The sequence below is a fragment of the Proteus vulgaris genome, from assembly GCF_016647575.1.
In the GTDB taxonomy this organism is placed as follows: Bacteria; Pseudomonadota; Gammaproteobacteria; order Enterobacterales; family Enterobacteriaceae; genus Proteus; species Proteus mirabilis_B.
In genome coordinates, this window is sequence record NZ_CP032663.1 from 801,621 (window position 1) to 826,293 (window position 24,673).

Consider the following 24,673-nt stretch of genomic DNA (forward strand, 5'->3'; position numbering starts at 1 on the left):
TGCCCTTTTTTATTTCCCGATTATCTTGCTTTGAGCAAAATAGCAGTCATCTTTTTGCACCAATTCTGTGAATTTTTCGATTTTAATTATTCTAAGTTTCGATATTTAACTATTATATCAATGGGTTAAATAATGGCATGTCTTTTGCTTTGCTATATAGACTTTGTTCTTTCAAATATCGACGAGGTTTATATGAAATATATCATCGCCATTATTAAGCCATTTAAATTAGAAGAAGCACGAGAGTTACTTTCTGAGTTAGGCATAAAGGGAATGACAATCAGTGAAGTAAAGGGATATGGGCGGCAGAAAGGACATGCAGAGTTATATAGAGGAGCAGAATACGAAGTTAATTTTCTTCCCAAAGTAAAAATAGAACTCGCTATTTGTGATGAACAACTTGAGCCAGTAATGCAAGCGATTATGCAAGTCGCGGATACAGGAAAAGTTGGTGATGGAAAAATTTTTGTTTTGGAATTATTGCAGGCAGTCCGTATTCGTACCGGTGAATCTGGTGATGAAGCACTTTAAAGGAGATATTCGATGAAACGCTTACTTTCTTTGCTATTAATGTTAGTGCTTACACACTTTTCTTCACCTGTATTTGCGACTGAAACAGTGCTTGTTGATAAAGCGGATAATGGCTTTATGTTGATATGTACTGCTTTGGTTTTCTTTATGACTATACCCGGTATTGCCTTGTTTTATGGGGGATTACTAAGAAGTAAAAACGTACTTTCATTGATAACACAAGTGATGATGATCTTTAGTGTTGTGGTCATTCTTTGGATAACTTTTGGTTACAGTTTGGCTTTTACTGTGGGTAATAAAGTTTGGGGTGGGTGGTCACTTACTTTTTTGAATAATGTCTCACTGGATTCACTATCTGGTTCAATTAATCAATATGTACATGTTGCTTTTCAAGGATCGTTTGCGGTTATCACTGTTGCATTAATTGTTGGGGCATTAGGAGAGCGCATTCGTTTTTCTGCATTACTTATTTTTACGATTATTTGGTTCACTTTTTCTTATATTCCTATTGCGCATATGGTATGGGGAGAAGGTGGCTGGTTAATCGATGATGGCGCATTAGATTTTGCAGGTGGAACGGTCGTACATATTAATGCTGCTATTGCGGCACTTGTTGGTGCTTACTTACTTGGTAATCGACGTGATAGCCAGCATACAGCGCTTAAACCCCATAACTTGCCCATGGTTTTTACAGGTACAGCTGTACTTTATATCGGTTGGTTCGGTTTTAATGCAGGCTCTGCTGGCAGTGCAAATGCAATTGCGGCTTTAGCGTTTTTAAATACAGTCATTGCAACCGCAGGAGCCGTGCTTTCTTGGACTGCGTCAGAATGGATCACCAGAGGCAAACCTTCTATGTTAGGCAGTTGTTCAGGCTGTATTGCAGGGTTAGTGGCGATTACGCCTGCTGCTGGCACGGTCGGAGTGATGGGCGCTTTATTTATTGGTGTCATGGGAGGAATTATTGGGCTTTGGGGAGTTGTTGTTTTAAAGCGCTGGTTAAAAGCTGATGATGTTTGTGATGTTTTTGGTATTCATGGTACTTGCGGTATTGCAGGTTGTCTATTAACGGGGGTATTTACGGCTTCATTTTTAGGTGGTGTGGGATATAGTGATGATATGACACTGATTAAACAGGTTTTAATTCAATTTATGAGTGTTGTGATCACTGTGATTTGGTCTGGTATTGTCGCTTATATCAGTTTTAAAATCGCCGATAAGCTGGTGGGTTTACGTGTTTCAGAAGAGGAAGAGCATGATGGATTAGATTTAACAACTCATGGTGAAAGAGCTTATCAACAGTAATTGTCTATTCCCCCTCTTTTGAGGGGGGAATATGCCAAGATATTATTTTGAATGTTTAGTACGTTTTTGGCGAATAACCCCTTCTTGAACAGAAGACGCCACTAGCTGACCATTTGTATTAAAGAATTTACCTCTCACAAATCCTCTACCGCCTGATGCTGAAGGGCTTTCGATCACATAAAGCAACCAATCATCCACTCGGAATGGACGATGAAACCACATAGAATGGTCAATGGTAGCAACTTGCAGACTTGTATCCATAAAGCCTAAACCATAAGGTTGGAGAGCGGTTGGTAAAAAGTCAAAGTCAGAAACATAGCCAAGCAAGTATTGATGCAAGAAAGGATCTGATGGCATTTCACCACGGCTACGATACCAAACATAGCGTTCAGCAGGCGCTTTAGAGTAGCCAAAAGGGCTAAAATATTGCACTGGACGCGCCTCAAAAGGCGTTTCTCGTAGCGCTAAAGATTTAATCGGTTCAGGTAATTTAGGCGCTAATTTCTTTAAAATCTCATGTTGTGAGATAAGTTCATTTGGAAAAGGAACATCAGGCATTGCATCTTGATGTTCAAAACCTTCTTCAAATTCTTGAAAAGAAACCGTCATATAAAAAATAGGTTTACCATGCTGAATAGCACTGACTCTACGAGTGCTAAATGAGCCGCCATCACGGATAAATTCCACATCATAAACAATAGGCTTATGGCTATCACCAGGACGTAAAAAGTAGCTATGAAATGAGTTGATATAACGGTTATCAGCAATTGTCTGTTTTGCAGCGTATAGTGCTTGGCCTACAACTTGCCCACCAAAAACTTGAGGTAATCCTAAATCTTCGCTTTGACCTCTAAATAGACCTTCTTCTATTTTTTCAAGCGCCATCAAATTGATGAGATCTTTCAATGCCTGACTCATAGTGTACCTGTATCATTAGATCTGGTTATTTTTTATAAAGTTGATTATATACAATCCTAAGAAGATAAAAAATAATCTCCTTTTTTCTCTTAGATCGCAATCTAGTGATAAACGCACAGAGTTGCTGGAGATTATTATTTATCAGCTTATTGAATACTTTTTGATGAATTTATGAGAGGCAAAAAGAGCGTTAAAGGCAATTGAATAATCAGCGAGTGTAGATTTGGGTAATTAATCATCACTTAGGTTTGCTTTCCTTGCTATTTAAGTCAGTTTAAAACATAATGCGTGACGTCTTAGCAATAAGACAATCTATGGGGTCTTGTTGGTTCTCCCGCAACGCTAACTTGTTAACTCGGTCAGGTCCGGAAGGAAGCAGCCATGGCAGGTGTCGCGTGTGCCGGGATGTCGCTGGCAAGGCCCCACCCAATTTCTAGCCCTTCATAAATGTTATCCTCTAAGAATTTTATCCCTCTTTCTAATATTTTTACTCTTTATCAGTATGTTTTTAGCCCCATTCTCTGTGGGCTTGAGAGTCGATATTATTAAATAGAAAATAGTGTGCTTAATGTATCAATTATTATTGGGAAATCTGCGACAGTGTTTATAAATGGAAAGAATATTTGGGCAAAGCAGTGCAGTCATGCCGTAATAAGTCAACGGCATGATGGTGTGTAATCATTCTACTGATAAGAAAACGTGAATAAAACGATATCTAAATTAAGAACTAATAACCCTACTACTATAAAAAATAAAAATAGCAAAAATAAAACTAAGGCAATTAAATAGAACTAGATTATCTTACAAATTTCCAAACAGACGCTGGAATTTTATCATATAGCTTATTCATTGTGAGTTCTGCTAAACGGTGGTCTGCGGCTGAATAAAACAGCTCCAGCTCATCATCAGAGAGTTCATATTTGTTTTTTTCAATCACACGTTCTAATGTCTCGATTGAAGTACATTTTCTTAAACGCATTAGATAGTCTGTCTTAGTCATGTTGTCTTTTCTCTATTATTAAAATAAAACTAAAGATAATTAAAATTACTTAATATAACTTTTCGGGTTTTTGGCAATGAGAGTTAAAAGTGATTGGTTTAACTCTTTCCAATTATTGATATCTGAGTAAGAAATTGATGTATTACCAAATAAACGATAAGTCTCTTCAAGGTACTCTTCTATAAGCGTGTTAATTACATGTTTATCTGGGTGTTTAATCTTAAATTTCCAACTGAAGTCCATAATGTGTTCAATTAAGACATTAAGGTCAACGCTTTTTGTGCTACTCAGATCATTGTGCCAAACTGTGCTGCCTTTATCTAATGAGCCTAAAGCTTGCTGTAATAGCTCTTCGCATAGAAACGACAATTCGGCTAAATCTACTTTTTCTGGTGAATATTCGTCCATAACATATCGTAATTGAATTAATAGAAAATATTCATTAATAATGATAAATACTTAAAGATGAGCTTATTAATAGGATACATCACATAATTCATTAATGGATTAATAAAAAACATAAATTTGAAAATGGGTGTTTATATTTACTCGTATGCTAAAAGAGTTTAATAATTATATTTATTATTTCTAACAAAGTAATAGCATATCGAAAGACAATACTAAACACTCAATTACACACAAATGAGTTTAAAATTTATACAGTAAGTATTTCTTTGCTTAATATAGCACTATTATTGCATAAGTCACTATCTGAACAACAGAATTTTGTCTATTTTCGTAAAAATCGAGAAACCCCAATTAAAGACTATTCTTCTTAACGTGATGATTATCTTTGTTTTTATTGTTATTTGAATGTTTAAGCGTGTAAATGAGGCATAATTATCGCTGTTATTTATAAATAACAGAGCTGTTTAATTTTGACAAAAAGTCGCATATAAGAAAAAAAATAAAATGAATTTATTGATTAAAGAGATATTTCCTAAAAATAATATAATGAGATAAGTTTTCATTTTAAACAATACATCAACAGATAAAGAAAAAGGTCGCTTTCGCGACCTTTTTGGCATTTTTACTCAAATTCATTCAAATTAGTGTGAATGATTTGGATGCTCTAAATCTTCATTTTTCTTCGCGAATCGTCTACGGATCACGACGAAGAAAATAGGAACGAAGTAGATAGCAAGGGAAGTTGCGGCAATCATACCACCGAATACACCTGTACCTACTGAGTTCTGAGCACCAGAACCTGCACCGTTACTTAATACTAGAGGAATAACCCCTAACATAAAGGCCAGTGAAGTCATTAGAATTGGACGTAGACGCATTCTAACAGAGTCTAGCGTTGCTTCTATGAGTCCTTTACCTTCTTTCTCCATCAAGTCTTTGGCGAATTCAACAATCAAGATTGCGTTTTTCGCCGATAACCCAATGGTTGTTAAGAGCCCAACCTTAAAGTAAACGTCGTTCTCAAGGCCTCTTATTGATGTTAATGCAAGCGCACCAATAACACCGAGTGGAACGACTAACATAACAGAGAATGGTACTGACCAGCTTTCATAAAGAGCAGCAAGACAGAGGAATACAACTATCAAGGAAATGGTATACAGCGCAGGCGCTTGGTTACCCGATAAACGTTCTTGATATGACATTCCTGTCCATTCATAACCGATACCGCTTGGTAATTTACTTGCGAGATCTTCCATCATCAGCATTGCGTCACCACTACTTTGACCTGGTGTTGCACTACCTTGAATTTGAACTGCTGGTAAACCGTTATAACGCTCTAAACGAGGAGAGCCGTATAACCAAGGATCTTTACTTGTATCAATGAACGATGAGAATGGAACCATCTGACCGACATTGTTACGAACATAAAGATTACCGATATCTTGTGGCAACATACGGAATTCAGATCCCGCTTGAACGTAAACTTTCTTAACACGACCGCGGTCGATAAAGTCGTTTACATAGCTACCACCAAACATTGTACCTAATGTTGAATAGATATCGCTCACTGCAACGCCTTGAGCTTGTGCTTTTTCTAGATCGATATACAGACGATACTGTGAAGTATCTTCCTGACCGTTAGGACGCACACCCATTAACATTTGAGGCTGTTGTGCTGCCATTCCAAGTAGTTGATTTCGAGCTTCCATGAGTTTTTCGTGACCGAGGTTAGCTTTATCCACTAACTCGAATTCGAAACCACCCGCAGAGCCTAACTCAACAATCGCTGGAATATTAAATGAGTAAACAAAGGCTTCCTTAATTTGGGATAATGCCATATTGGCACGACCTACAATTGCGGGAACTTTGTCTTCATCTGCTTTACGTTCATCCCAATCGTTCAATACAACGAAAACCAGACCCATATTTTGACCTTGACCACCGAAGCCGAAGCCACTAACGGTAAAGACAGATTTAACGAGTTCTTTTTCATCGGTATTGAAGTAGTCGTTTACTCTTTCTAATACGTCTTGCGTTTGTTCTTGCGTTGAACCAGCTGGCAACTGAACCATTGTCAGTAATACACCTTGGTCTTCTTCAGGTAAGAACGATGCAGGTAAGCGAATAAACATTAATGCCATACCCGCTACTAATAAAACGTAAATCAATAAGTAACGACCAGTACCACGAAGTGTACGGGATACGCTGTCAGTATAGTGATGGCTACTCTTTTCAAAGGTACGGTTAAACCAACCAAAGAAACCAGTTTGCACACCATGACTGCCTTTCGGTACAGGTTTTAACATGGTTGCACAAAGTGCAGGTGTTAAAATCAAGGCAACGAAAACAGACAGAACCATTGCTGATACGATGGTGATAGAGAACTGGCGATAAATCGCACCTGTTGAACCACCAAAGAATGCCATTGGAATAAATACCGCAGAAAGTACAAGGGCGATACCGACCAATGCACTTTGGATTTGTCCCATGGATTTACGTGTTGCTTCTTTAGGTGATAAACCTTCTTCTTGCATAACACGTTCGACGTTTTCTACCACAACGATGGCGTCATCCACCAGAAGCCCGATGGCAAGTACCATCGCGAACATCGTCAAGGTATTTATCGAATAACCGAACGCTGAGAGTATGGCGAAGGTACCTAATAATACAACAGGTACTGCAATTGTTGGGATTAACGTAGCACGGAAGTTCTGTAAGAACAGATACATAACTACGAATACCAGCATGATAGCTTCAACAAGCGTTTTTACCACTTCAAAAATAGAGATCTTAACGAATGGCGTTGTATCATAAGGATAAACGACCTCTAATCCTGCAGGGAAGAACGGCTCCATTTCAGCTAATGCAGCACGCACAGCGGTGGCTGTATCTAATGCGTTAGCACCCGTTGCTAATTTAATACCGATACCAGAAGCAGGTAAGCCATTAAAGCGAGCAATGGTACTATAGCTTTCAGCACCCATTTCAACTACACCGAGATCTTTTAGCTTAACCTGAGAGCCGTCTGTGTTGACCTTCATCAGGATATCGCTAAATTGCTCTGCGTTATTGAGTCGAGTTTGAGCAATGATTGATACGTTTAAACGCTGACCAGGAACAGGAGGTGTACCCCCTAATTGACCTGCTGCCACTTGGTTATTTTGCGCTCTAATTGCACCAATAACGTCAAGTGTTGTCATGTTGTATTTCACCAATTTATCTGGATCTAACCAAATACGCATTGCGTATTGGGTACCAAATAATTGGGTTTCACCCACGCCAGTTACACGGCTTAACGGGTCTTTAATCGTTGCACCCACATAGTCTGCAATATCATCTTGTGACATTGAGCCGTCACTTGAGATGAACCCTGCAACCATCAAGAATGAACTTGAGGATTTATCAACACTAATCCCTTGTTGTTGCACTTCCTGAGGTAATAACGGCATGGCAAGTTGCAGTTTATTCTGCACCTGTACTTGCGCGATATCAGGGTCAGTACCTGCTTCAAAGGTCAGAGTGATATTCATCATACCTGCTGAGTCACTGGTCGCAGACATATACACCATGTTATCGATACCATTCATATTCTGTTCGATAACTTGGGTAACAGTGTTCTGCACAGTGGTGGCGTCAGCACCAGGATAAACCGCAGAGATAGAAATCGCTGGCGGCGCAATCGTTGGATACTGGGCAACAGGCAGTTTGATGAGTGCCAGAAGACCTGCGAGCATGGTAATTATCGCAATTACCCACGCAAATATCGGTCTATCTATAAAAAACTTAGGCATGGATCACCGACTCCTTATTGAGGATTCTTAGCTGGCTCAGTTTGTTCAGGTGATGGCTTCGCATCTAAATTCTCTTCTTGAGGCGTTACTGTCATTTTTGGTTTTGCTTTTTGCAATCCAGAAACGATAACGCGCTCACCAGCCTGAACACCACTATTAACGAGCCATTTATTACCAACAGCTTGTGACACTTCGATGGTACGAACTTCAACAACGTTGTCTTTATTAACAACCATTGCTGTTGCATCACCACGAGCAGTACGAACAACAGCTTGTTGTGGGATCAAAACTGCATTTTGGCGAATACCATTTTCTAATTTAGTGCGAACAAACATACCTGGTAATAATTCCCCATTTGGGTTAGGTACGATAGCACGCATAGTAATTGAGCCTGTTGTCTCATCAACAGTTACATCAGAAAATTCTAAATGACCTTTCTCTGCGTAAGCTTGCCCATTAGTCAGTGTTAAATGAACAACAGGTTTGCCTTGCTCTTGACGAATAACACCACTTTCAATTTCATTTTTGAGCTTCAGGTAATCTTCACTCGACTGAGTCACATTGACGTAGATCGGATCAATTTGCTGAACAGTCGTCAGTGCAACTTGTTGACCCGGAGCGACAAGCGCACCTTCGGTGACACTGGACTTACCTGAACGGCCTGAAATTGGTGCCGTTACTTTGGTATATCCAAGATTAATTTTTGCTGTTGTTACAGCAGCTTCGCCTGCTCTAACAGCGGCAACAGCCTGTGCATACTGAGAAGTTGCAGAGTCAAAATCTTGTTTACTGACATAGTTTGTACCCAGCAGAGGCTTATAACGCTCCACAGTGAGACGAGCTATTTCAGCATTAGCTTTAGCTTTAGCCAGTTCAGCTTGTGCACTATTTAAAGTTGCTTCAAACATAGCTGGGTCGATTTGGTACAAAGATGTACCTGCTTCTACATAGCTACCTTCGGTATAATTGCGTTTTAAAATAATGCCGCCAACTTGAGGACGAACTTCAGCAATACGGAAGGCTGATGTACGACCAGGTAAATCAGTGGTGATTGTCAGAGCTTGCGCCCCTAAAGTCACAACACCGACAGCCGGTGCAGGAGGTGGACCCCCAGCAGACTGTTTAGCTTTGTCGTCACATCCAGCAAGAACCAAGCTGCCTGATAGCACTAACAGAGCCAGAGGCAAAACCCCTCTGTTTTTTCGCATAAGAAAACCTCTATTCAAACGTTGTTTCCCGGGATAAAAATAATTAAGTTGATGATTGGTTGCGATGTATAGTACAAACATACATGAATGTATGTAAATTAACTTCAGTCAAAATCGAGGATTAATGGCACGAAAAACTAAACGGCAGGCACAAGAAACAAAACAGCAGATTATTGATGCTGCACTTAGGCTGTTTACTGTGCAAGGCGTTTCTGCCACATCACTTTCAGATATTGCATCCGCGGCAGGTGTTACCCGTGGCGCAATATATTGGCACTTTAAAAATAAAGTGGATTTATTTACTGAAGCGTGCGAACTCACCGACTTAAAAATAGAATCTTTAGAAATAGAGTATCAAACAAAATATCCAGATGATCCACTATTTGTATTAAGAGAATTGCTTATTTACATATTGACATCGATTGTCGAAGATCCCAAACATAATGCACTTTTAGAAATATATTTCCATAAATGCGAATTTGTCGGTGAAATGACACCAATTGTTGAAATTCGCAGAGAATTGTGTGCAGCCGATCACTCCAGAATAGAACAGTCTTTATCTCGTTGTATTGAAAAAAAACAACTTCCTGCCGACCTTAATTTAAGAAGATCTGCCATCATGTTAAGAGCAATGATGACAGGCCTTGCCGAAAACTGGTTATTTTCACCAGAAAGTTTTTCTATCAAAGATGAATGTCAATATTTGGTTGATAGCTTTATTGATATGATAAAGCACAGCGCAAATATGAGAATATCAACGCCATCTTAATTTCTTATTAAACTTGAGGAAGATGTTTATGAGTAAGGTATTAGTTATTGCTAATGGTGCAGCTTATGGTAATGAATCATTATTTAACGCCCTGCGTTTATCAATAACATTAAAAGAGCAGCATCCAGAAACTGAATTAAATATTTTTTTAATGTCAGATGCCGTAACAGGGGCTTTAGCTCGTCAACAACCTAAAGAAGGTTATAACTTACAGCAAATGTTGGAAATTTTAACAGCACAGAATGTTCCAGTTAAACTCTGTAAAACATGCACAGATACCCGTGGCATCAGTGAGTTACCACTTGTTGATGGCGCAGAGTTAGGCACATTAGTAGATTTAGCTCAGTGGACATTAGACGCTGATAAAATACTGACTTTCTGATCGCCATTTCGTTTTCTCAGGCGAGAAACAAATCAAGCAACTTGTGCTGTTTACACTGCCAATTTAAAGCAATTGGATTATAATAATGAACAGTTTTTCAATATTAATTGAACAAGTTGCTTAACGATGCGTAATCAAACTTTTTTCTCTCAGTTTAATAATCGAATAATGACGGTTGTTTCTGTCTCGGTTATTATTTTTATTATTTGGAGTTTCTCCATCACCTCTGTTTTAGCTGCGGTCCCCAGTAATTTACCTACTCAAGAAAGCATCCAAAACCAGCTTAATTTATTAAACAAACGTAGTGAGTTAAGTGCAGAAGATAAATTAACGATTGCTGACCTTGAACAATCGCTCTTATTACTTGATAACATTCAACAGTTAGAAAAAAAATTAGCGAGTTATGACAAAACCGTAGAGCAATTACCTGAAAAACTGCGTAATGCACAATATCAACTTAATCAATTAAAACAGAAAGTCGCTAATAAAGAAACGGAAGACTATCAAAAGTCACTGGAAGCATTGCCGTTAGCAACGTTAGAGTCACAATTAGAGAGCGTTTTACAATCATTACAAAAAGCTCAAGATGATTTAGCAAATTACAGCAATGAACTTATTGTGTTACAAACACAACCAGAAAGGGCGCAATCTGTGTTATTTAATAACTCAGAAAGACTGCAACAAATAAGAACATTATTGAATAAAAGCAGTGCAGATAAAGCGCAAATGCGACCTTCAGCAGTACAGTTATTGCAATTGGAGCAATACTATCTTCAACAACAGAATAATTATCAAAAGCGCACCTTACAATCTAATGTGCAGTTGCAAAGCCTATTACAACTTCAACGTGATTATAGTTCTGCTTACATCGATCTTTCCCAAGAACATGCTCAACTAATTCAAGACGCGATTAGTGATAAGCGTTTAGACAGTTCAGAAGAAACAGCGAAAGAAGCGCAAAGCGCAGGGCTTGAAAATCAGGTCATTAATAGTAATCCTTTTTATTTAGCGCAAACAGAAATCAATAAGCAGCTTAGTGATAAGCTGATTGTTACAACGCAAAATAATAATGAGTTAAATCGCCATAGCTTAATGGTTAAAAACCGTTTAGACAGAGCCATTCAATCTGAGCGAAATTTAAAAGAACAAATTGATGTGCTCAAAGGAAGCTTATTGCTTTCTCGTATTTTATTTGAAGAGCAGGTCGATTTACCTGATGGCATTTTTATTAATAATCTACCCGATAAAATTGCAGACTTACGCTTAGAACAATTTGAAATAAACAAACAACGTGATCAGATAATACAGCCGAGTATTTATATTGATCAGTTGATGCATGAATACCAAGTCGCCCATCCTGAAGTGACAGATCCTAATGCGCAAAAAGAGCTACGTAGTGCATTAGAATTGCTTGTTGACGCTCGACGTGAATTACTTGATAAGCTCAATAATCAATTGGGTAATCAAATCTCAGGTTCGATTAACCTGCAAATGGATCAACAGCAATTACGCAGTGTAGTGAGCTCACTCGAAAATACATTGGCTCAGCAAATTTTCTGGGTAAGCAGTAATAAGCCGATTAATCTCAATTGGTTCTCAACATTTCCTGCTCAGGCTGTTGCCGAATTTCAAGGTTTTAAACTTAATTGGTCAAATGAAAATCTGCTGATCGGGGCTAAGAAATCACTTCCTGTTCTTATTGCACTAATTTTGTTCGGTTCAATACTGATTTGGCAGCGTAAGAAACTTGATATCCAGTTTGAAAAACTCAATGGGGATATTAATAAACTCAATAAAGATTCACAGCTACATACACCACTCGCGCTGGGAATTGTCTTTCTAAAAACATTACCGCTCTCTTGTTTCGTCTTAGCGATAGGATATTGGCTAATCAATAGCTTTAATGTACAGCAAGAATTTATCTGGTCTTTCGCTTGGCAATTTGCGGTATTTTGGCTGATGTTTGAATGGTCTTATCGCTTAATGTCTGACAATGGTGTTGCAGTAAAACATTTCAAAATTCCAGTAGAACGGGTCCAGCAAAACCGTAGACGTTTATTGCGACTCTCTCTTCCTATGTTGCCTATTATTCTGCTTTCTGCTTATGGGATTAATAATCCATTATTACTGGTGGGCGATGTTATTGGGCAGTTGGTTGCGATTATTTCGTTATTTGGTATTAGTTTCTTCGCACTGCCATTTTGCCGTGAAATGTGGCAAGAGAAAGGCAACCATGTTGTTAGAACCGTTGTGATTACCTTATTAACGTTTTCACCTTTAATTCTAATGGGTCTGGTTATTTTTGGTTATTACTATACGGCGTTACGTTTGGCAAATCGTTGGATCGACAGTTTATATCTGCTTATGTTGTGGTTTATTGCTTACCACGCCAGTTTACGCGGATTAACTGTTGCGGCTAGAAGGCTTGCTTATCGCCGAGCTCTTGAACGTAGACAAGCTATGTTAAAAGAGAAAAAAGAAGGTGAAGATAACAGCCTTGAACCTATTCAAGAGCCACCTATGGATATGGATCAAATCAATCAGCAATCATTAAGACTGACAACGATGATCTTATTTATCATCTTTGCTTCTAGTTTCTATGGAATCTGGTCTGATTTTATTACGGTCTTTACCTATTTAGATGGAATAACGCTCTGGAGTTACAATTTACCAACAGAACTCGGTAATGTTGTTAAGGCAGTTACTGTTGCTGATCTATTATTGTCTGTTTCTATTATGGCAATTTCTTGGTTTATGACGAGAAACTTACCGGGTTTATTAGAAGTATTAATTTTATCCCGTATAAAACTGCAACAAGGTGCTTCTTACGCGATCACAACCATTTTGACCTACATTATTATTGCTATCGGAACCATCGTATCACTGGGAATATTAGGTGTAGCATGGGAGAAATTGCAATGGTTAGCTGCGGCTTTAACGGTTGGTTTAGGGTTTGGTTTACAAGAAATATTTGCCAACTTTGTATCTGGCTTAATTATCTTGTTCGAAAGACCCGTCAGAATTGGTGATACGGTTACTATTGGTACTTATTCCGGCACAGTTAGCCGAATTCGTATTAGGGCAACCACAGTGACTGACTTCGATCGCAAAGAAGTGATTATTCCAAATAAAGCGTTTGTAACCGAACGGCTTATTAACTGGACATTATCTGATACGGTGACACGTATTATTATTCAAGTAGGTGTTGCTTATGGCTCTGATCTCGATAAGGTCAAAGAGATCTTAATGAAAGCGGCTAAAGATAATGTCAGGGTGATGACAGAGCCAGAACCTGTGGTGCTATTTACTGAATTTGGGGCAAGTACCCTAAATCATGATTTGCGTTTTTATGTCAGAACATTAGGTGATAGAAGTATTGCAATAGATGAAGTTAACCGTGCTATTGATAAACTATGTAATGAAAATAATATCAATATCGCGTTTAACCAACTTGATGTCTATTTACATAATAAACAAGGTGATGAAGTACAAGAGATAAAACGTCCTCTTGATGGCTCAACACCTGAAGCCAATACGCCTTTTGCTTAATTAAAGAGATGAATGGGGAGATTGTGCCGCCAATTTTTTTTCATAATCTTGGCGCACAATCTCAAGGGCTTCTAGTGCTGTTTTAGGATCAATATGGTGGCTTTCAAGTAAATAGATAAGATCGACTGCCAATTGAACAGACTCAGGTGCTTCTTTTAAACTCATTGTCACTCCCTTTAAAATTTATCTTCTTGTTTCTCAATACTCTTTTCGATAGAAAACAGGGCGTTTTTGCAGCGTGCAAGGCGATTTTCAAGAGCAGCAATCTCTTTTTGTAACTCTTGTTGCTTCATAAAGCTTTGTGCTTGCGTTAATGAAAGCTCTCTATCTTGGATCATGGCTTGTAATCGACGCTCATAATCCTGATGTTGGGCAAGCTTTTGGTATAAATCGACACTTTTTTTTCGTTGAGTAAGCTGGTTCTCTTGCTTTCTTAGTGTTTGTGTCGATAATTCACGAGTTAATGCTTCAATTTGTTGTAGGATTTGTGTGGCCAGAAATTTAACCTGCTGGCTTCGTTGTGCCTCAACACAAGCGATTAACTGGGTAAAATTATCGCGGATCTGTTGCATATAGCCACCAAGGGAATCACTTCGGCGGTGGAACAGTGCTGTGTCGAAGCAAGGTGCTGCAATTTTTTTGTTTGCAATAGGTGCTACTGTTTCGGCAAGATTGTCTATCTGTTTTTTAAACAAGCTTAAAGGATCGGGTTTATTCATCTGGTTCTTGTCCCTGTTTTGATAAAAACATGAATTGACTTAAAGCAACAAAAAAGAGTTGTTAATTGGCTTTCTGTTGCATTTTAACGGCATATTGCATAGATTCTATCGTTTCGTTTTTTATTATGGCACTGATTATGACTGCTAACGCGCAACAACTGCAATTTATTAAAGACAGTATTGAAACCATTCCTGATTATCCAAAAGAAGGGATATTATTCCGTGATATCACTACGTTATTGGATAATCCTGCTGCATATCAGGCAACCATTGATTTATTGGTAGAACACTATCAAGGTCAGGGTATCACTAAAGTTGTGGGTACCGAAGCGCGTGGCTTCTTATTTGGTGCTCCGGTTGCTTTACGCCTAGGTGTTGGTTTTGTTCCTGTTCGTAAAAAAGGTAAATTGCCTCGCGAAACGCTCAGTGAAACTTATGATCTGGAATACGGCACAGATACTTTAGAGATCCACAAAGATAGCATTACGGATCAAGACAAAGTATTAATGGTTGATGATTTACTGGCAACGGGTGGCACCATTGAAGCAACTGCTCGTCTTATCCGCCGTTTAGGTGGCACTGTGACAGAAGCTGCTTTCATTATCTGCTTACCTGATTTAGGCGGTATCGAACGCTTAGAAAAACAAGGTGTTCACAGCTTTACACTGGTTGATTTTCCAGGACATTAATATCTTCACTGTTTAGAGAAGGGCGAATGAGCTCTTATCGTAAACATAAGTAAGAGTGCGGGTGTTTATATATCGTTTATAAGTTTTTCTATTTTATAAATGTATATTGCCCGCACAATTGTTACCTCTTATTTTATCTTAAATTTCTGCTACTTCTTTCATCAATATCTCATTTGTTTCTTACAAATCTCGCTCAATAGGTCGTCCCTGTGTTAGCATAGAGATAAATCTTGTTCAAATTTAGCGGAATCAATGAGCTATCAGGTACTTGCCCGTAAGTGGCGCCCACAAACTTTTAACGATGTTGTTGGTCAACGTCATGTGTTGACGGCTTTAGCTAATGGTCTTGATCATCAGCGACTTCATCACGCCTATCTTTTTTCTGGCACAAGAGGTGTCGGGAAAACCACTATTGCCCGATTATTTGCCAAAGGGCTTAATTGTGAAACTGGCATTACGAGTAAACCTTGTGGTCAATGTGCAAATTGCCTTGAAATAGAACAAGGGCGTTTTGTCGATTTAATTGAAATCGATGCCGCATCTCGTACTAAGGTAGAAGATACCCGTGAACTGCTTGATAATGTGCAATATGCGCCAGCTCGTGGACGTTTTAAGGTCTATCTAATAGACGAAGTTCACATGCTTTCTCGCCACAGTTTTAATGCGCTATTAAAAACATTAGAAGAGCCGCCAGAACACGTTAAATTCTTATTAGCGACGACTGATCCACAAAAATTACCTGTCACGATTTTATCGCGTTGCTTGCAATTTCATCTGCGTGCATTAGATATCGACCAGATTGCGACACAACTCGAAAAAGTACTTTCAGCCGAGCATATTGAAAATGACGTAAGAGCGCGTCAACTTATTGCGCGTGCTGCTGATGGCAGTATGCGAGATGCGTTAAGCCTAACAGACCAAGCTATTGCAAGTGGCGAAGGTGTTGTTAGTGCAGAAGTGGTTAGCCAAATGCTAGGCACGATTGATGATGCGCAGCCTTTGGCATTGATTGAAGCGCTGGTAAAAGCCGATGGCCAACAGGTCATGTCGCTGGTTAATGAAGTGGCTTCAAGAGGTACTGACTGGGAAAACTTCTTGGTTGAAACACTCTCATTACTGCATCAAATTGCAATGTTGCAATTATTGCCTAGTGAAGAAAATCCTCAAGAGCAATTTACTCAAGAACGCTTACGTTTATTGGCTAAATCTGTTTCTCCACAAGATTTACAACTCTATTATCAAACCTTATTAGTAGGGCGAAAAGAGCTGGCTTATGCGCCAGATAGACGTATGGGCGTTGAAATGACGCTGCTACGTGCGCTTGCTTTTCATCCTAAAACAGTGATTGATGAAATACCTTCCGCGCCATTAGCACAAACTTTACCGTCAGCATCATTACCAGCAAATAGGATGTCTGAGCATAATGCACCGCAAATGGCGCAAACGCATTCGTCTCAAAAGGCTCATCAACCTTCTTCACAAATAGAAAATAGTGCTTCATTAGGCAATAGCCCCGCAGCACAACTTTTAAGAGCAAGGCAGGCAATAAAGGGGACGGAACAACAAACCCCGCCAAAAAAGTCTGAACCGGCGACGCCTAATCGGGCTAAGCCGGCTGCTAGTGCATTAGAGCGGCTAGCAGCCGTGAGTGAAAAACGCCAGCAAGTTGCTAAGCGTCAGACTAATGCGCCTGAAAAGAAGAAAAAAGAAGAGTATCAGTGGCGTCCACAAAATCCTGAATTAATGTCAACGCAAGAGGTTGTTTCTTCACCAAAAGAGATCAAAGAAGTTCTCGAATATGAAAAAACACCTGAATTAGCGGCGAAAATTGCTAAAGAATCACAAGAAAGAGATGCTTGGGCTGCCGAAATTGACAAAATGCCGTTACCTAAATTAGTGCAACAACTGGCATTAAATGCGTATAAAGAGACAGTAAGCGAAGAAAACGTTATTTTGCATTTACGAACTAAACAGAAACATTTAAATTCAGCAAATGCGTTACGCACGCTCACTAATGCGTTAAGTGAATTGCATGGAAAAGCAATTTCACTCACAATTATAGAAGATGATGATCCAGCGGTAAAAACACCGTTGGAGTGGCGACAAGCCATTTATGATGAAAAATTGGCGTTATCGCGTCAATCGATTATTACGGATAAAACGATTCAAACATTACAGCAATATTTTGATGCTGAACTGGATGAAGAGAGTATCCGACCTGTTTAATCGCAACATGTTGTATGACTTCATACTGTGTGGCTTTTACAAAGAGAGACAATTATGTTCGGAAAAGGTGGTTTGGGTAATCTGATGAAGCAAGCCCAACAAATGCAAGAAAAAATGCAACAAATGCAAGAAGAGATCGCAAACTTAGAAGTGACAGGTGAATCTGGCGCTGGCTTAGTTAAGATCACTATCAATGGTGCTCATAATTGCCGTCGTGTTGAAATCGATCCTAGCCTGCTAGAAGATGACAAAGAGATGCTGGAAGATCTGATTGCTGCTGCCTTTAATGATGCTGCGCGTCGTATTGATGAAACGCAAAAAGAGAGAATGGCCTCTGTTTCTAACGGTATGCAATTGCCACCAGGCTTTAAGATGCCATTCTAATGCAAACCAGCCCACTTCTTGAATCATTAATGGAAGCGTTACGTTGTTTACCCGGTGTCGGGCCTAAATCAGCGCAACGAATGGCTTTCCAACTGCTTCAACGTGATAGAAGCGGTGGTATGCGACTTGCACAAGCACTCACACGTGCAATGTCTGAAATTGGTCATTGTAGTGATTGCCGAACCTTTACTGAAGAAGAGCGGTGCACCATCTGTGCCAATGTTCGCCGTCAGCAAAATGGGCAAATTTGTGTTGTCGAAAGTCCTGCGGATATTCATGCTATCGAGCAGACAGGGCAGTTTGCAGGTCGATACTTTGTTTTAATGGGGCATTTATCCCCGTTAGATGGCATTGGACCGATGGATATTGGTTTAGATAGACTTGAAGAGCGCTTAAGCCAAGAGACTATTTCAGAAGTGATCTTGGCAACTAACCCGACCGTTGAAGGTGAAGCTACAGCCAATTACATTGCTGAAATTTGTGCTCAGTATGATATTGCTGCTAGCCGAATTGCCCATGGAGTTCCTGTGGGAGGCGAGCTTGAAATGGTTGATGGTACAACGCTTTCGCACTCTATTGCTGGACGCCAAAAAATCCACTATTAACATCATAAATAGTTTATTAAAAAAGCACCTTTTTACTCAATGTAATGAGGTGCTTTTTTTTCATCTTAAGACTTGAAAAGCTTCGCAATTTTAGCCAAAAATCAGCTTGTTAAGCTTTTAGACGGGCTTTTTCTAAGAAATATCTTTATCTTCAATTTATCGCTTTTTTCTTTCTGATGAATTTTGCGTCTTTATGTTACATTAATCATTATCATGAAAAATAATAACTGAATGATGGAGCATCTTATGATCCCTGACGTAGCCTTGGTTGATAATAGTGAACAAAGAACCCCACTGATCTTAGTACTAGATAGCTCTGGTAGTATGTATGGACAGCCAATTCAACAACTAAATGAAGGTCTTAAGCTACTTGAACAAGAACTAAAAAATGACGTTATTGCAGCGAAACGTGTGCGTATTTTAGTGATTGAATATGGCGGATACGACCAATGTACAGTTCATGGTGATTGGAAAGATGCTATGGACTTTACGGCACCTGTTTTAGAGGCAAATGGTACAACGCCGATGGGGCAAGCCATTACGCTGGCGCTTGAAGAAATTGAAGCTGAAAAACAACGCTTTAAACAAGCCGGCGTTGCTTATACTCGTCCTTGGTTATTTTTAATGTCTGATGGTGTTCCGACAGATCAATGGGAACATGCGGCGCAACTTTGTCGCCAAGCCGAAGAAAGTCAAAAAACAGCGGTATTTCCTATTATGGTTGATGGTGCATCAGCTGAAGTGATGGGAAGTTTTAGTCGTAATGGTGTTAACGGTGTAAAAATGCTCAAGGGATTACAATTTAAAGAACTGTTCTTATGGCTAAGTGCCAGCATGCAGGTGGTTTCTCAATCAACACCGGGTGGCACAGCACAATTACCTTCAACTGATTCTTGGGCGAGTGTACCTGTTTGATGAATGATTGGTTAGCTTATGGGGCATCTGCGACAGGCGTTGCCCATCAAGAACGTCAAATCCCCTGTCAGGATGCTTATTTTATTCGTCGCAAAGGTGAATATCTTATTGCTGCGGTTTGTGATGGTGCTGGCTCTTCTCGTTATAGTGAACAAGGTGCTCAACTGGTTGCTCGGTTATTTACGCTACGAATTACAGAGTGGCCAAATATTGATTTGTTAACCGAAAAACAGATAACACAGGGGGCTAAGCAACTTATTGAAGATATTCGCCTCCAGCTCGCCGAATATGCAGAAATAAAACAGTGTGCGCTTAATGAATATGCATCAACACTGGTTGCATGTTGGGTTGGTGATGATAATGGCTATTTGTTCCATTTAGGTGATGGTATTGCTGTTGTGGAATACTGCGATGGTACAAGTTATGTATCACAGCCTGAAAATGGAGAATATGCGAATCAAACGTGGTTTGTAACATCAGAAAATTGGGAAGCACATTTGCGTGTTATTCCCCTAAATAAACCGGTAAAACAGGTTGTTTTGATGTCTGATGGTGTACAGCCTTTTGCTATGAATAAAGCGTGTGATGCCCTTTATGAACCGTTTATCACCCCTGTGATCCGTTATTTAAAAACGGTCTCAGAAGATAGCGGAAGTGAGGCATTAGCAGGGACTTTAGCTGATCCTCGAACACACTCAATCACAGGCGATGATAAAACCTTAGTTATTTGCATCAGGGATGAAGAGTTGTGGTAAAAGCGAGAAAGAAAGGGATAGCTCAATCAGTATCTACGCAATTACAAGATGAAAACGGCAAGGTTTATCAAATAGGTAATTTGATAAAAAGCGGTGGTGCAGGTAGCGTTAGCCATATTAATAACGCACCTTTCCAAGTATCAAAAGTTTATCATGACAAAATTGATAAAGCCTATTATCTGAAAAAGATCACGGCGATGCAGAAGTTAGAACCTGCATTAAAGCCTGTCTCTGTTAACGATACACCTATTATCCAACTCGCATGGCCTCAAGCTCGTTTATACAATAGCCAAAAGCAATTTGTTGGCTTTGTGATGCCTGAACTTGATGTCAAAAATACGATTGAGTTGGAATACATTCTTCAAGAACGCCAAGCTAAAGCTCATGGCTTACCTACGGGAATGGGGGCGAAAGTTAGCCTTGCTTATAACCTTTGTTCATTGATTGATGCTTTGCACCAACAAGGGCACCGCATTATTGATATGAAACCGCTGAATTTGCGGTTTTATAAATCAAGCTTGTATATATCTCTTCTCGATTGTGATGGATTTAGTATTCAAGGCGAGAATACACGTTATCCTGCTGGGCAATTTACCGTCGAATATTTAGCGCCTGAATTTCAAGCCAAGCAAACTATTCCAGAAGCAGAAGAAGAGTGGCAAGATCGATTTGCCTTAGCGGTAATTATTTTTCAATTACTTAATTTTGGTATTCATCCTTTTAGTGGTCGTCCTAAAAACGACACTGTACCTACGGATATCCCAAGGCGTATTGCTGGGCGCTTTTATGGTTATGGCGTAAAAGCGCATAATTTAATTACACCCAGTGTGGCGAGTGGACATAAACAATTACCTGATAAATTAAGAACTCTTTTTGATAAAGCGTTTTCCGGTGCGCCTTCATTAAGACCAAGCGCCAAAATATGGGCGACGGCGCTTTATGAATATGCACAACCTGAAAAGCAGCAAATGTTGGTTTGTCAGAAAGATAAAAACCACCAGCATTTTGCAGGTAAAGCTTGCGCAGCATGTGCAAGAGAGGCGAAGTTACAGCAAGTTGCAATTATTCAGAAACAAAACCAAACGCAACGTGAACAAAGTCGTCAAAAAAGAGTACAAAATGCGAATATCCGACAAGCACCAACTCAAACTACGCCAGCGAAACCGATTCAACCGCCAGCGATATTTATAGCGGTTAAAAATGCAATAAACCAAGTACCCAAAGTCATATTACATACGGCTATTGCCATGATAGTCCCTGTGTTTTTTGGGGTATTACTAATGAATTTTATTCCACAAGGAGCCAGCGGTAGTTTAGGTTCTAGCTGGATCACAGATTTAATCAAAGCGGATTATATTGAGCAAATATTAATAACGATGTTAAGTGTGATGTTTTTAATGGTTTCAGCCATTATTGTGTTAGTTCTTTTTGTTTTTCCTTCAATGCATATTTTGAAAAGAAAGCCATAACTTAGGGAAAATAACATGACAAAAAGAATAAAGCTGATCCTGATTATTATTGGCGTTATAACGTTACTGTTCCCTTTCTGGTTGCCAGCCTTCTTAGTTTCAACCTTTAGCTTGATTGATAGTTTTAATAGCAAAATTCTCCCCTCATCTGTTCGCTTTGATGAGCGTAATTTTTTACTGGGATTATGGCTAGGCTCTCTTATTATGACGATTGTTATGTTATTGCAATCGTGGCGAGCTAAAAATATTTACTATTTATGTGGTGGTGGATTAGTACTTTTAATGACGTTGGGCGTGTCATTTTCAGTGATCCCAACGAGTGAATTAGAAGATCGTCGTCGTTTTGTTTTACAAAATATCGAACAGTCTGAATGGCAAAATTATCATTATTTTGTTGTTAATAGTGAAAATGAGATCCGTAATATTATTCGGTCTAATCAACCGAAGGCGCTGGCATCTATTAGCGCTATTGAAAAAGCGCGGATTGCTTTACCAGGATTGGATTATTTTAGTGATGATGTGACTGCAGCGACAAAAGCGAAAGAAGCTTATTTAGTTCATACCAAGGGAACACCAGAACGTGCGGAAGCTGTAAAAACACTCAATTTTTATGGCGACTGGCTATTAAATCAACCTGAGATTATGGTTGCTCAGGCATTAGCTTCCCTTTCAAATAGTAATGATGCTCAATTAACGCAATCAGGTATTAATGTTATTGCTGTTGCACCATTATCACCTGAGGCATGGCAAGTTTTAGCACTTACTTATATTGCTCATCGTTCTTTGGATGCACAAATTGAAAAAGCGATGTTAGCTTTAATGGTGGCAGATACACTCAAGCAAGCTAAGCAAGGTCATAATGATATTTCGGCACAACAATTGTTGAAAAAAGCAATTTCAGAGCTTAGTGAAAATCAGCGCCAGATTTATCAGATATTACAAGCGCGTGTTATTGAAGATCGTTTTTATCGACAAAACAGTACACCACCAGAAGAAGTTACTAAGCTTGCTAATCAGCGATTACCAGTGAGTAATGCAATTAATAATGATTTAACCACTTATATTGAAATGCAATCAATGATGGGAAAAGAGTATCCCGGAGAAGTGATAGTTGAATCACCTAATGAAGTGAAAAACTTAACTGAGATACGTTATCCAACAATCAGAAAATATATCCCTCGAGCAGATGTTATTTTATCCGTTGATGTTGATCCTCAAGGGCGTATTTCAGGGCTTTGGGTGCAAAACAGTAGTGGTGTTAATGTTTTTGATGATCAAGCGGTTAAAGCCGCTCGTTATTGGCGTTTTATGCCAAACAAAGATGGATATCGCCAACGTGTGACAGTCCGTTTTGAAAGTACCCGTCTTGGTTGGAAAGAGTATGCGGTTAAGCAACAATCAACATTGATAACATTGGTTAAAGCTTATGCGAGACAAGATGCAAAAGGGATAACACTGACTGAAAATGCTTATACAAAACTGAAAAAGCAAGCACCTGAATTAGAAGATGGAAGAGAAGTAACTCGCTCTAACTATGATCCTTATGCTTCTTATTACCCTAGATTATCTAAACAACAGCAAGAAAAGCGTGCAGCGTTACAAGCTATCTTAAAAGAGTTGCAAACATTGCCTGATGGTAAAAATAACCATGAAAGTTGGGATAATAGCATTCGCTTTTTAAATGAAAAACTCGCTCTTCATCAGGATAATGCTGATATCGTGAGAACAGTGGCACGTTTTGAATTGCAATATTACAACATCGGGACAAATAATTTATCCCGCTCTCCTAAAATTTATCCTCAAGATAAAGAGTATTGGCAAACTTTATTACTTAATGCGCGTACTCACTTTGAACAGGCTATTGCATTAGAACCCGTTCGTGAAGATGTTTGGTTAGGGTGGGGAATAACATGGTTAGACGAAGATCCTGAAATTGCGGCAGGTGCATTTGCTAAGGCAACACAGCAAAAATCCCAAGAGAGTGTTAGCTCTTTAATGCAAATGCTAGAAATGAGAATGGTGATAGCTACACTTGAAGGTGCTCGATTAGAGCGCTATCAGACCTTACGAGCGAGAATGGATATGCGCTATTTACCGGAAGGTGTTGAAGTTAAGCCTTCAGATGATTATCTCAGTGATGACTTAACACAAATTCAATTGGCTCAACGTGCAATACCCGCATCAGATCCGAATAGTAAAGCTGTTCGCTTACCGTTAAATACCGATAAAATTGAGCAATCAAATCGGACATTTAGTATTGATTTCTCATCAGCGAGTATCAAAGGTAGTGATCAGGCATTACCAAAAGTAAATGCACCTGACTCGGCACCTAAAACAGGGGATATGATCTTACAACTTGATGTTGATCCTCAAGGTATTCCTACTGTGGTGTTATTGAAATCAGGCAGTGGTGATATGAGCATAGACAATGCTGTTATTGATGCTGCATATCAATGGCGTTTTAATGGTTCACCCGCTCGAAAAGGTAATGTACTTTTGATATCCGTTCAATTTAGCAAAATCTGCCGTGAACTCTCGCCCAATATGGGCGGGGATGACTGAAGGGCTTTAAAGATCAGTCAGGTGTTGACTGACTCTCAACATAGGCTCTGAGTGTTTCAATCGTCGCACCTCCGGCACTACAGACGAAGTACGATCTTGACCAAAGAAGCCCAGTTTTGCCTTGCATCGTAAATGTGTATTCTGCTGGCGCAGTAGGCGTGAGGATACCGATTTCAGGTTGTTTACCATCACACTGACCGCCAGTTTTGGGGGGTAAGCAACCAGCAGATGCACATGGTCAGGCTCTCCGCCCATCTCAATAATTTCGCATTCAAGTTTTCCCGCAGCAGAACTAAAAGCATCACGCAGTTGCTCTATCATTCGCCCGTCAAAAAGTTTTCGGCGGTATTTTGTCGTAAAGATCAGATGCACAACCAGTTTGCTGACACTGTGGCGCTTGTGGAGGAATTCAGCCAGAAAATCATCATGATTACTCAATTGATATACTCACCTAACATGTTAAAATAACAGCATTATATCGATGAGCG

General features: G+C 39.4%; 20 protein-coding genes, 1 other RNA gene and 1 pseudogene. 14 read left to right on the forward strand and 8 right to left on the reverse strand.

Features of this window, described 5'->3' with window-relative positions; translation table 11 throughout:
- The first annotated feature begins 192 nt into the window (after nt 1-192).
- Complete coding sequence (locus D7029_RS03685) at nt 193-531, forward strand: P-II family nitrogen regulator (protein WP_194952577.1); 339 nt, start codon at nt 193-195, stop codon at nt 529-531.
- Between the two features lie 12 nt (nt 532-543).
- Complete coding sequence (gene amtB, locus D7029_RS03690) at nt 544-1,836, forward strand: ammonium transporter AmtB (RefSeq protein WP_194951873.1); 1,293 nt, start codon at nt 544-546, stop codon at nt 1,834-1,836.
- Between the two features lie 42 nt (nt 1,837-1,878).
- Here amtB and tesB read toward each other — a convergent pair whose 3' ends face one another.
- Entirely contained in the window at nt 1,879-2,754 is an 876-nt protein-coding gene (gene tesB / locus D7029_RS03695; RefSeq protein ID WP_088493671.1) for an acyl-CoA thioesterase II, read from the reverse strand.
- Between the two features lie 323 nt (nt 2,755-3,077).
- Between tesB and ffs the strand changes: the two genes are divergently transcribed.
- Nucleotides 3,078-3,174: signal recognition particle sRNA small type (gene ffs, locus D7029_RS03700), an RNA gene on the forward strand.
- Between the two features lie 376 nt (nt 3,175-3,550).
- Here ffs and D7029_RS03705 read toward each other — a convergent pair.
- The 4 genes from D7029_RS03705 to D7029_RS03720 form a co-directional block, all read right to left on the reverse strand.
- On the reverse strand, nt 3,551-3,754 hold the full coding sequence (locus D7029_RS03705; protein WP_006535062.1) for an HHA domain-containing protein: 204 nt from the start codon (nt 3,752-3,754) through the stop codon (nt 3,551-3,553).
- A gap of 45 nt (nt 3,755-3,799) precedes the next feature.
- On the reverse strand, nt 3,800-4,162 hold the full coding sequence (gene tomB / locus D7029_RS03710) for an Hha toxicity modulator TomB (protein ID WP_099074230.1): 363 nt from the start codon (nt 4,160-4,162) through the stop codon (nt 3,800-3,802).
- Between the two features lie 641 nt (nt 4,163-4,803).
- Entirely contained in the window at nt 4,804-7,953 is a 3,150-nt protein-coding gene (locus tag D7029_RS03715) for an efflux RND transporter permease subunit (protein WP_194951874.1), read from the reverse strand.
- A 14-nt stretch (nt 7,954-7,967) separates the two neighbouring features.
- Nucleotides 7,968-9,161, reverse strand: a complete 1,194-nt coding sequence (locus D7029_RS03720) for an efflux RND transporter periplasmic adaptor subunit (protein ID WP_088493668.1) — start codon at nt 9,159-9,161, stop codon at nt 7,968-7,970.
- Between the two features lie 124 nt (nt 9,162-9,285).
- On the opposite strand from D7029_RS03720, the gene acrR reads away from it, so the two are divergent.
- The 3 genes from acrR to mscK all read left to right on the forward strand — a co-directional run bounded on the left by acrR (nt 9,286) and on the right by mscK (nt 13,861).
- A complete protein-coding gene (acrR, locus tag D7029_RS03725; RefSeq protein WP_088493667.1) occupies nt 9,286-9,930 on the forward strand; it encodes a multidrug efflux transporter transcriptional repressor AcrR in 645 nt (214 codons plus the stop codon).
- A 28-nt stretch (nt 9,931-9,958) separates the two neighbouring features.
- Entirely contained in the window at nt 9,959-10,312 is a 354-nt protein-coding gene (locus tag D7029_RS03730; protein ID WP_088493666.1) for a DsrE/DsrF/TusD sulfur relay family protein, read from the forward strand.
- Nucleotides 10,313-10,438: 126 nt separating this feature from the next.
- Nucleotides 10,439-13,861 carry a mechanosensitive channel MscK gene (gene mscK / locus D7029_RS03735; RefSeq protein WP_194951875.1) on the forward strand — a complete coding sequence of 1,141 codons (3,423 nt, stop codon included), beginning with the start codon at nt 10,439-10,441 and terminating at the stop codon, nt 13,859-13,861.
- Here mscK and rsmS read toward each other — a convergent pair whose 3' ends face one another.
- Both rsmS and priC read right to left on the reverse strand, forming a co-directional pair.
- Nucleotides 13,862-14,026, reverse strand: a complete 165-nt coding sequence (gene rsmS, locus D7029_RS03740) for a pleiotropic regulatory protein RsmS (protein WP_194951876.1) — start codon at nt 14,024-14,026, stop codon at nt 13,862-13,864.
- 11 nt (nt 14,027-14,037) lie between these two features.
- Nucleotides 14,038-14,580 (reverse strand): primosomal replication protein PriC, encoded by a 543-nt coding sequence (gene priC / locus D7029_RS03745; RefSeq protein WP_088493663.1) that lies wholly within the window; start codon nt 14,578-14,580, stop codon nt 14,038-14,040.
- Between the two features lie 137 nt (nt 14,581-14,717).
- Between priC and apt the strand changes: the two genes are divergently transcribed.
- From apt to D7029_RS03785, 8 genes are all read left to right on the forward strand, one after another.
- A complete protein-coding gene (apt, locus tag D7029_RS03750) occupies nt 14,718-15,269 on the forward strand; it encodes an adenine phosphoribosyltransferase (RefSeq protein ID WP_036911661.1) in 552 nt (183 codons plus the stop codon).
- Nucleotides 15,270-15,521: 252 nt separating this feature from the next.
- Nucleotides 15,522-17,495, forward strand: a complete 1,974-nt coding sequence (gene dnaX, locus D7029_RS03755) for a DNA polymerase III subunit gamma/tau (RefSeq protein WP_088493662.1) — start codon at nt 15,522-15,524, stop codon at nt 17,493-17,495.
- Nucleotides 17,496-17,549: 54 nt separating this feature from the next.
- Nucleotides 17,550-17,879 carry a YbaB/EbfC family nucleoid-associated protein gene (locus tag D7029_RS03760; protein WP_023580840.1) on the forward strand — a complete coding sequence of 110 codons (330 nt, stop codon included), beginning with the start codon at nt 17,550-17,552 and terminating at the stop codon, nt 17,877-17,879.
- Nucleotides 17,879-18,484: a recombination mediator RecR gene (recR, locus tag D7029_RS03765; protein ID WP_194951877.1), complete on the forward strand. Its 606-nt coding sequence runs from the start codon at nt 17,879-17,881 to the stop codon at nt 18,482-18,484. Before D7029_RS03760 ends, recR begins: the two co-directional genes overlap by 1 nt.
- A 246-nt stretch (nt 18,485-18,730) precedes the next feature.
- The gene (locus tag D7029_RS03770; protein ID WP_228766731.1) at nt 18,731-19,399 is read left to right on the forward strand and encodes a vWA domain-containing protein; all 669 of its coding nucleotides are present in this window, start codon (nt 18,731-18,733) and stop codon (nt 19,397-19,399) included.
- Entirely contained in the window at nt 19,399-20,154 is a 756-nt protein-coding gene (locus D7029_RS03775) for a PP2C family serine/threonine-protein phosphatase (protein WP_194951879.1), read from the forward strand. Before D7029_RS03770 ends, D7029_RS03775 begins: the two co-directional genes overlap by 1 nt.
- On the forward strand, nt 20,148-21,623 hold the full coding sequence (locus D7029_RS03780) for a DNA-binding protein (protein ID WP_194951880.1): 1,476 nt from the start codon (nt 20,148-20,150) through the stop codon (nt 21,621-21,623). Before D7029_RS03775 ends, D7029_RS03780 begins: the two co-directional genes overlap by 7 nt.
- A gap of 15 nt (nt 21,624-21,638) precedes the next feature.
- Complete coding sequence (locus D7029_RS03785; protein ID WP_194951881.1) at nt 21,639-24,185, forward strand: TonB family protein; 2,547 nt, start codon at nt 21,639-21,641, stop codon at nt 24,183-24,185.
- 13 nt (nt 24,186-24,198) lie between these two features.
- Here the strand turns inward: D7029_RS03785 and tnpA are convergent.
- Nucleotides 24,199-24,623: pseudogene (gene tnpA / locus D7029_RS03790) on the reverse strand (IS200/IS605 family transposase).
- Nucleotides 24,624-24,673 lie beyond the last annotated feature (50 nt).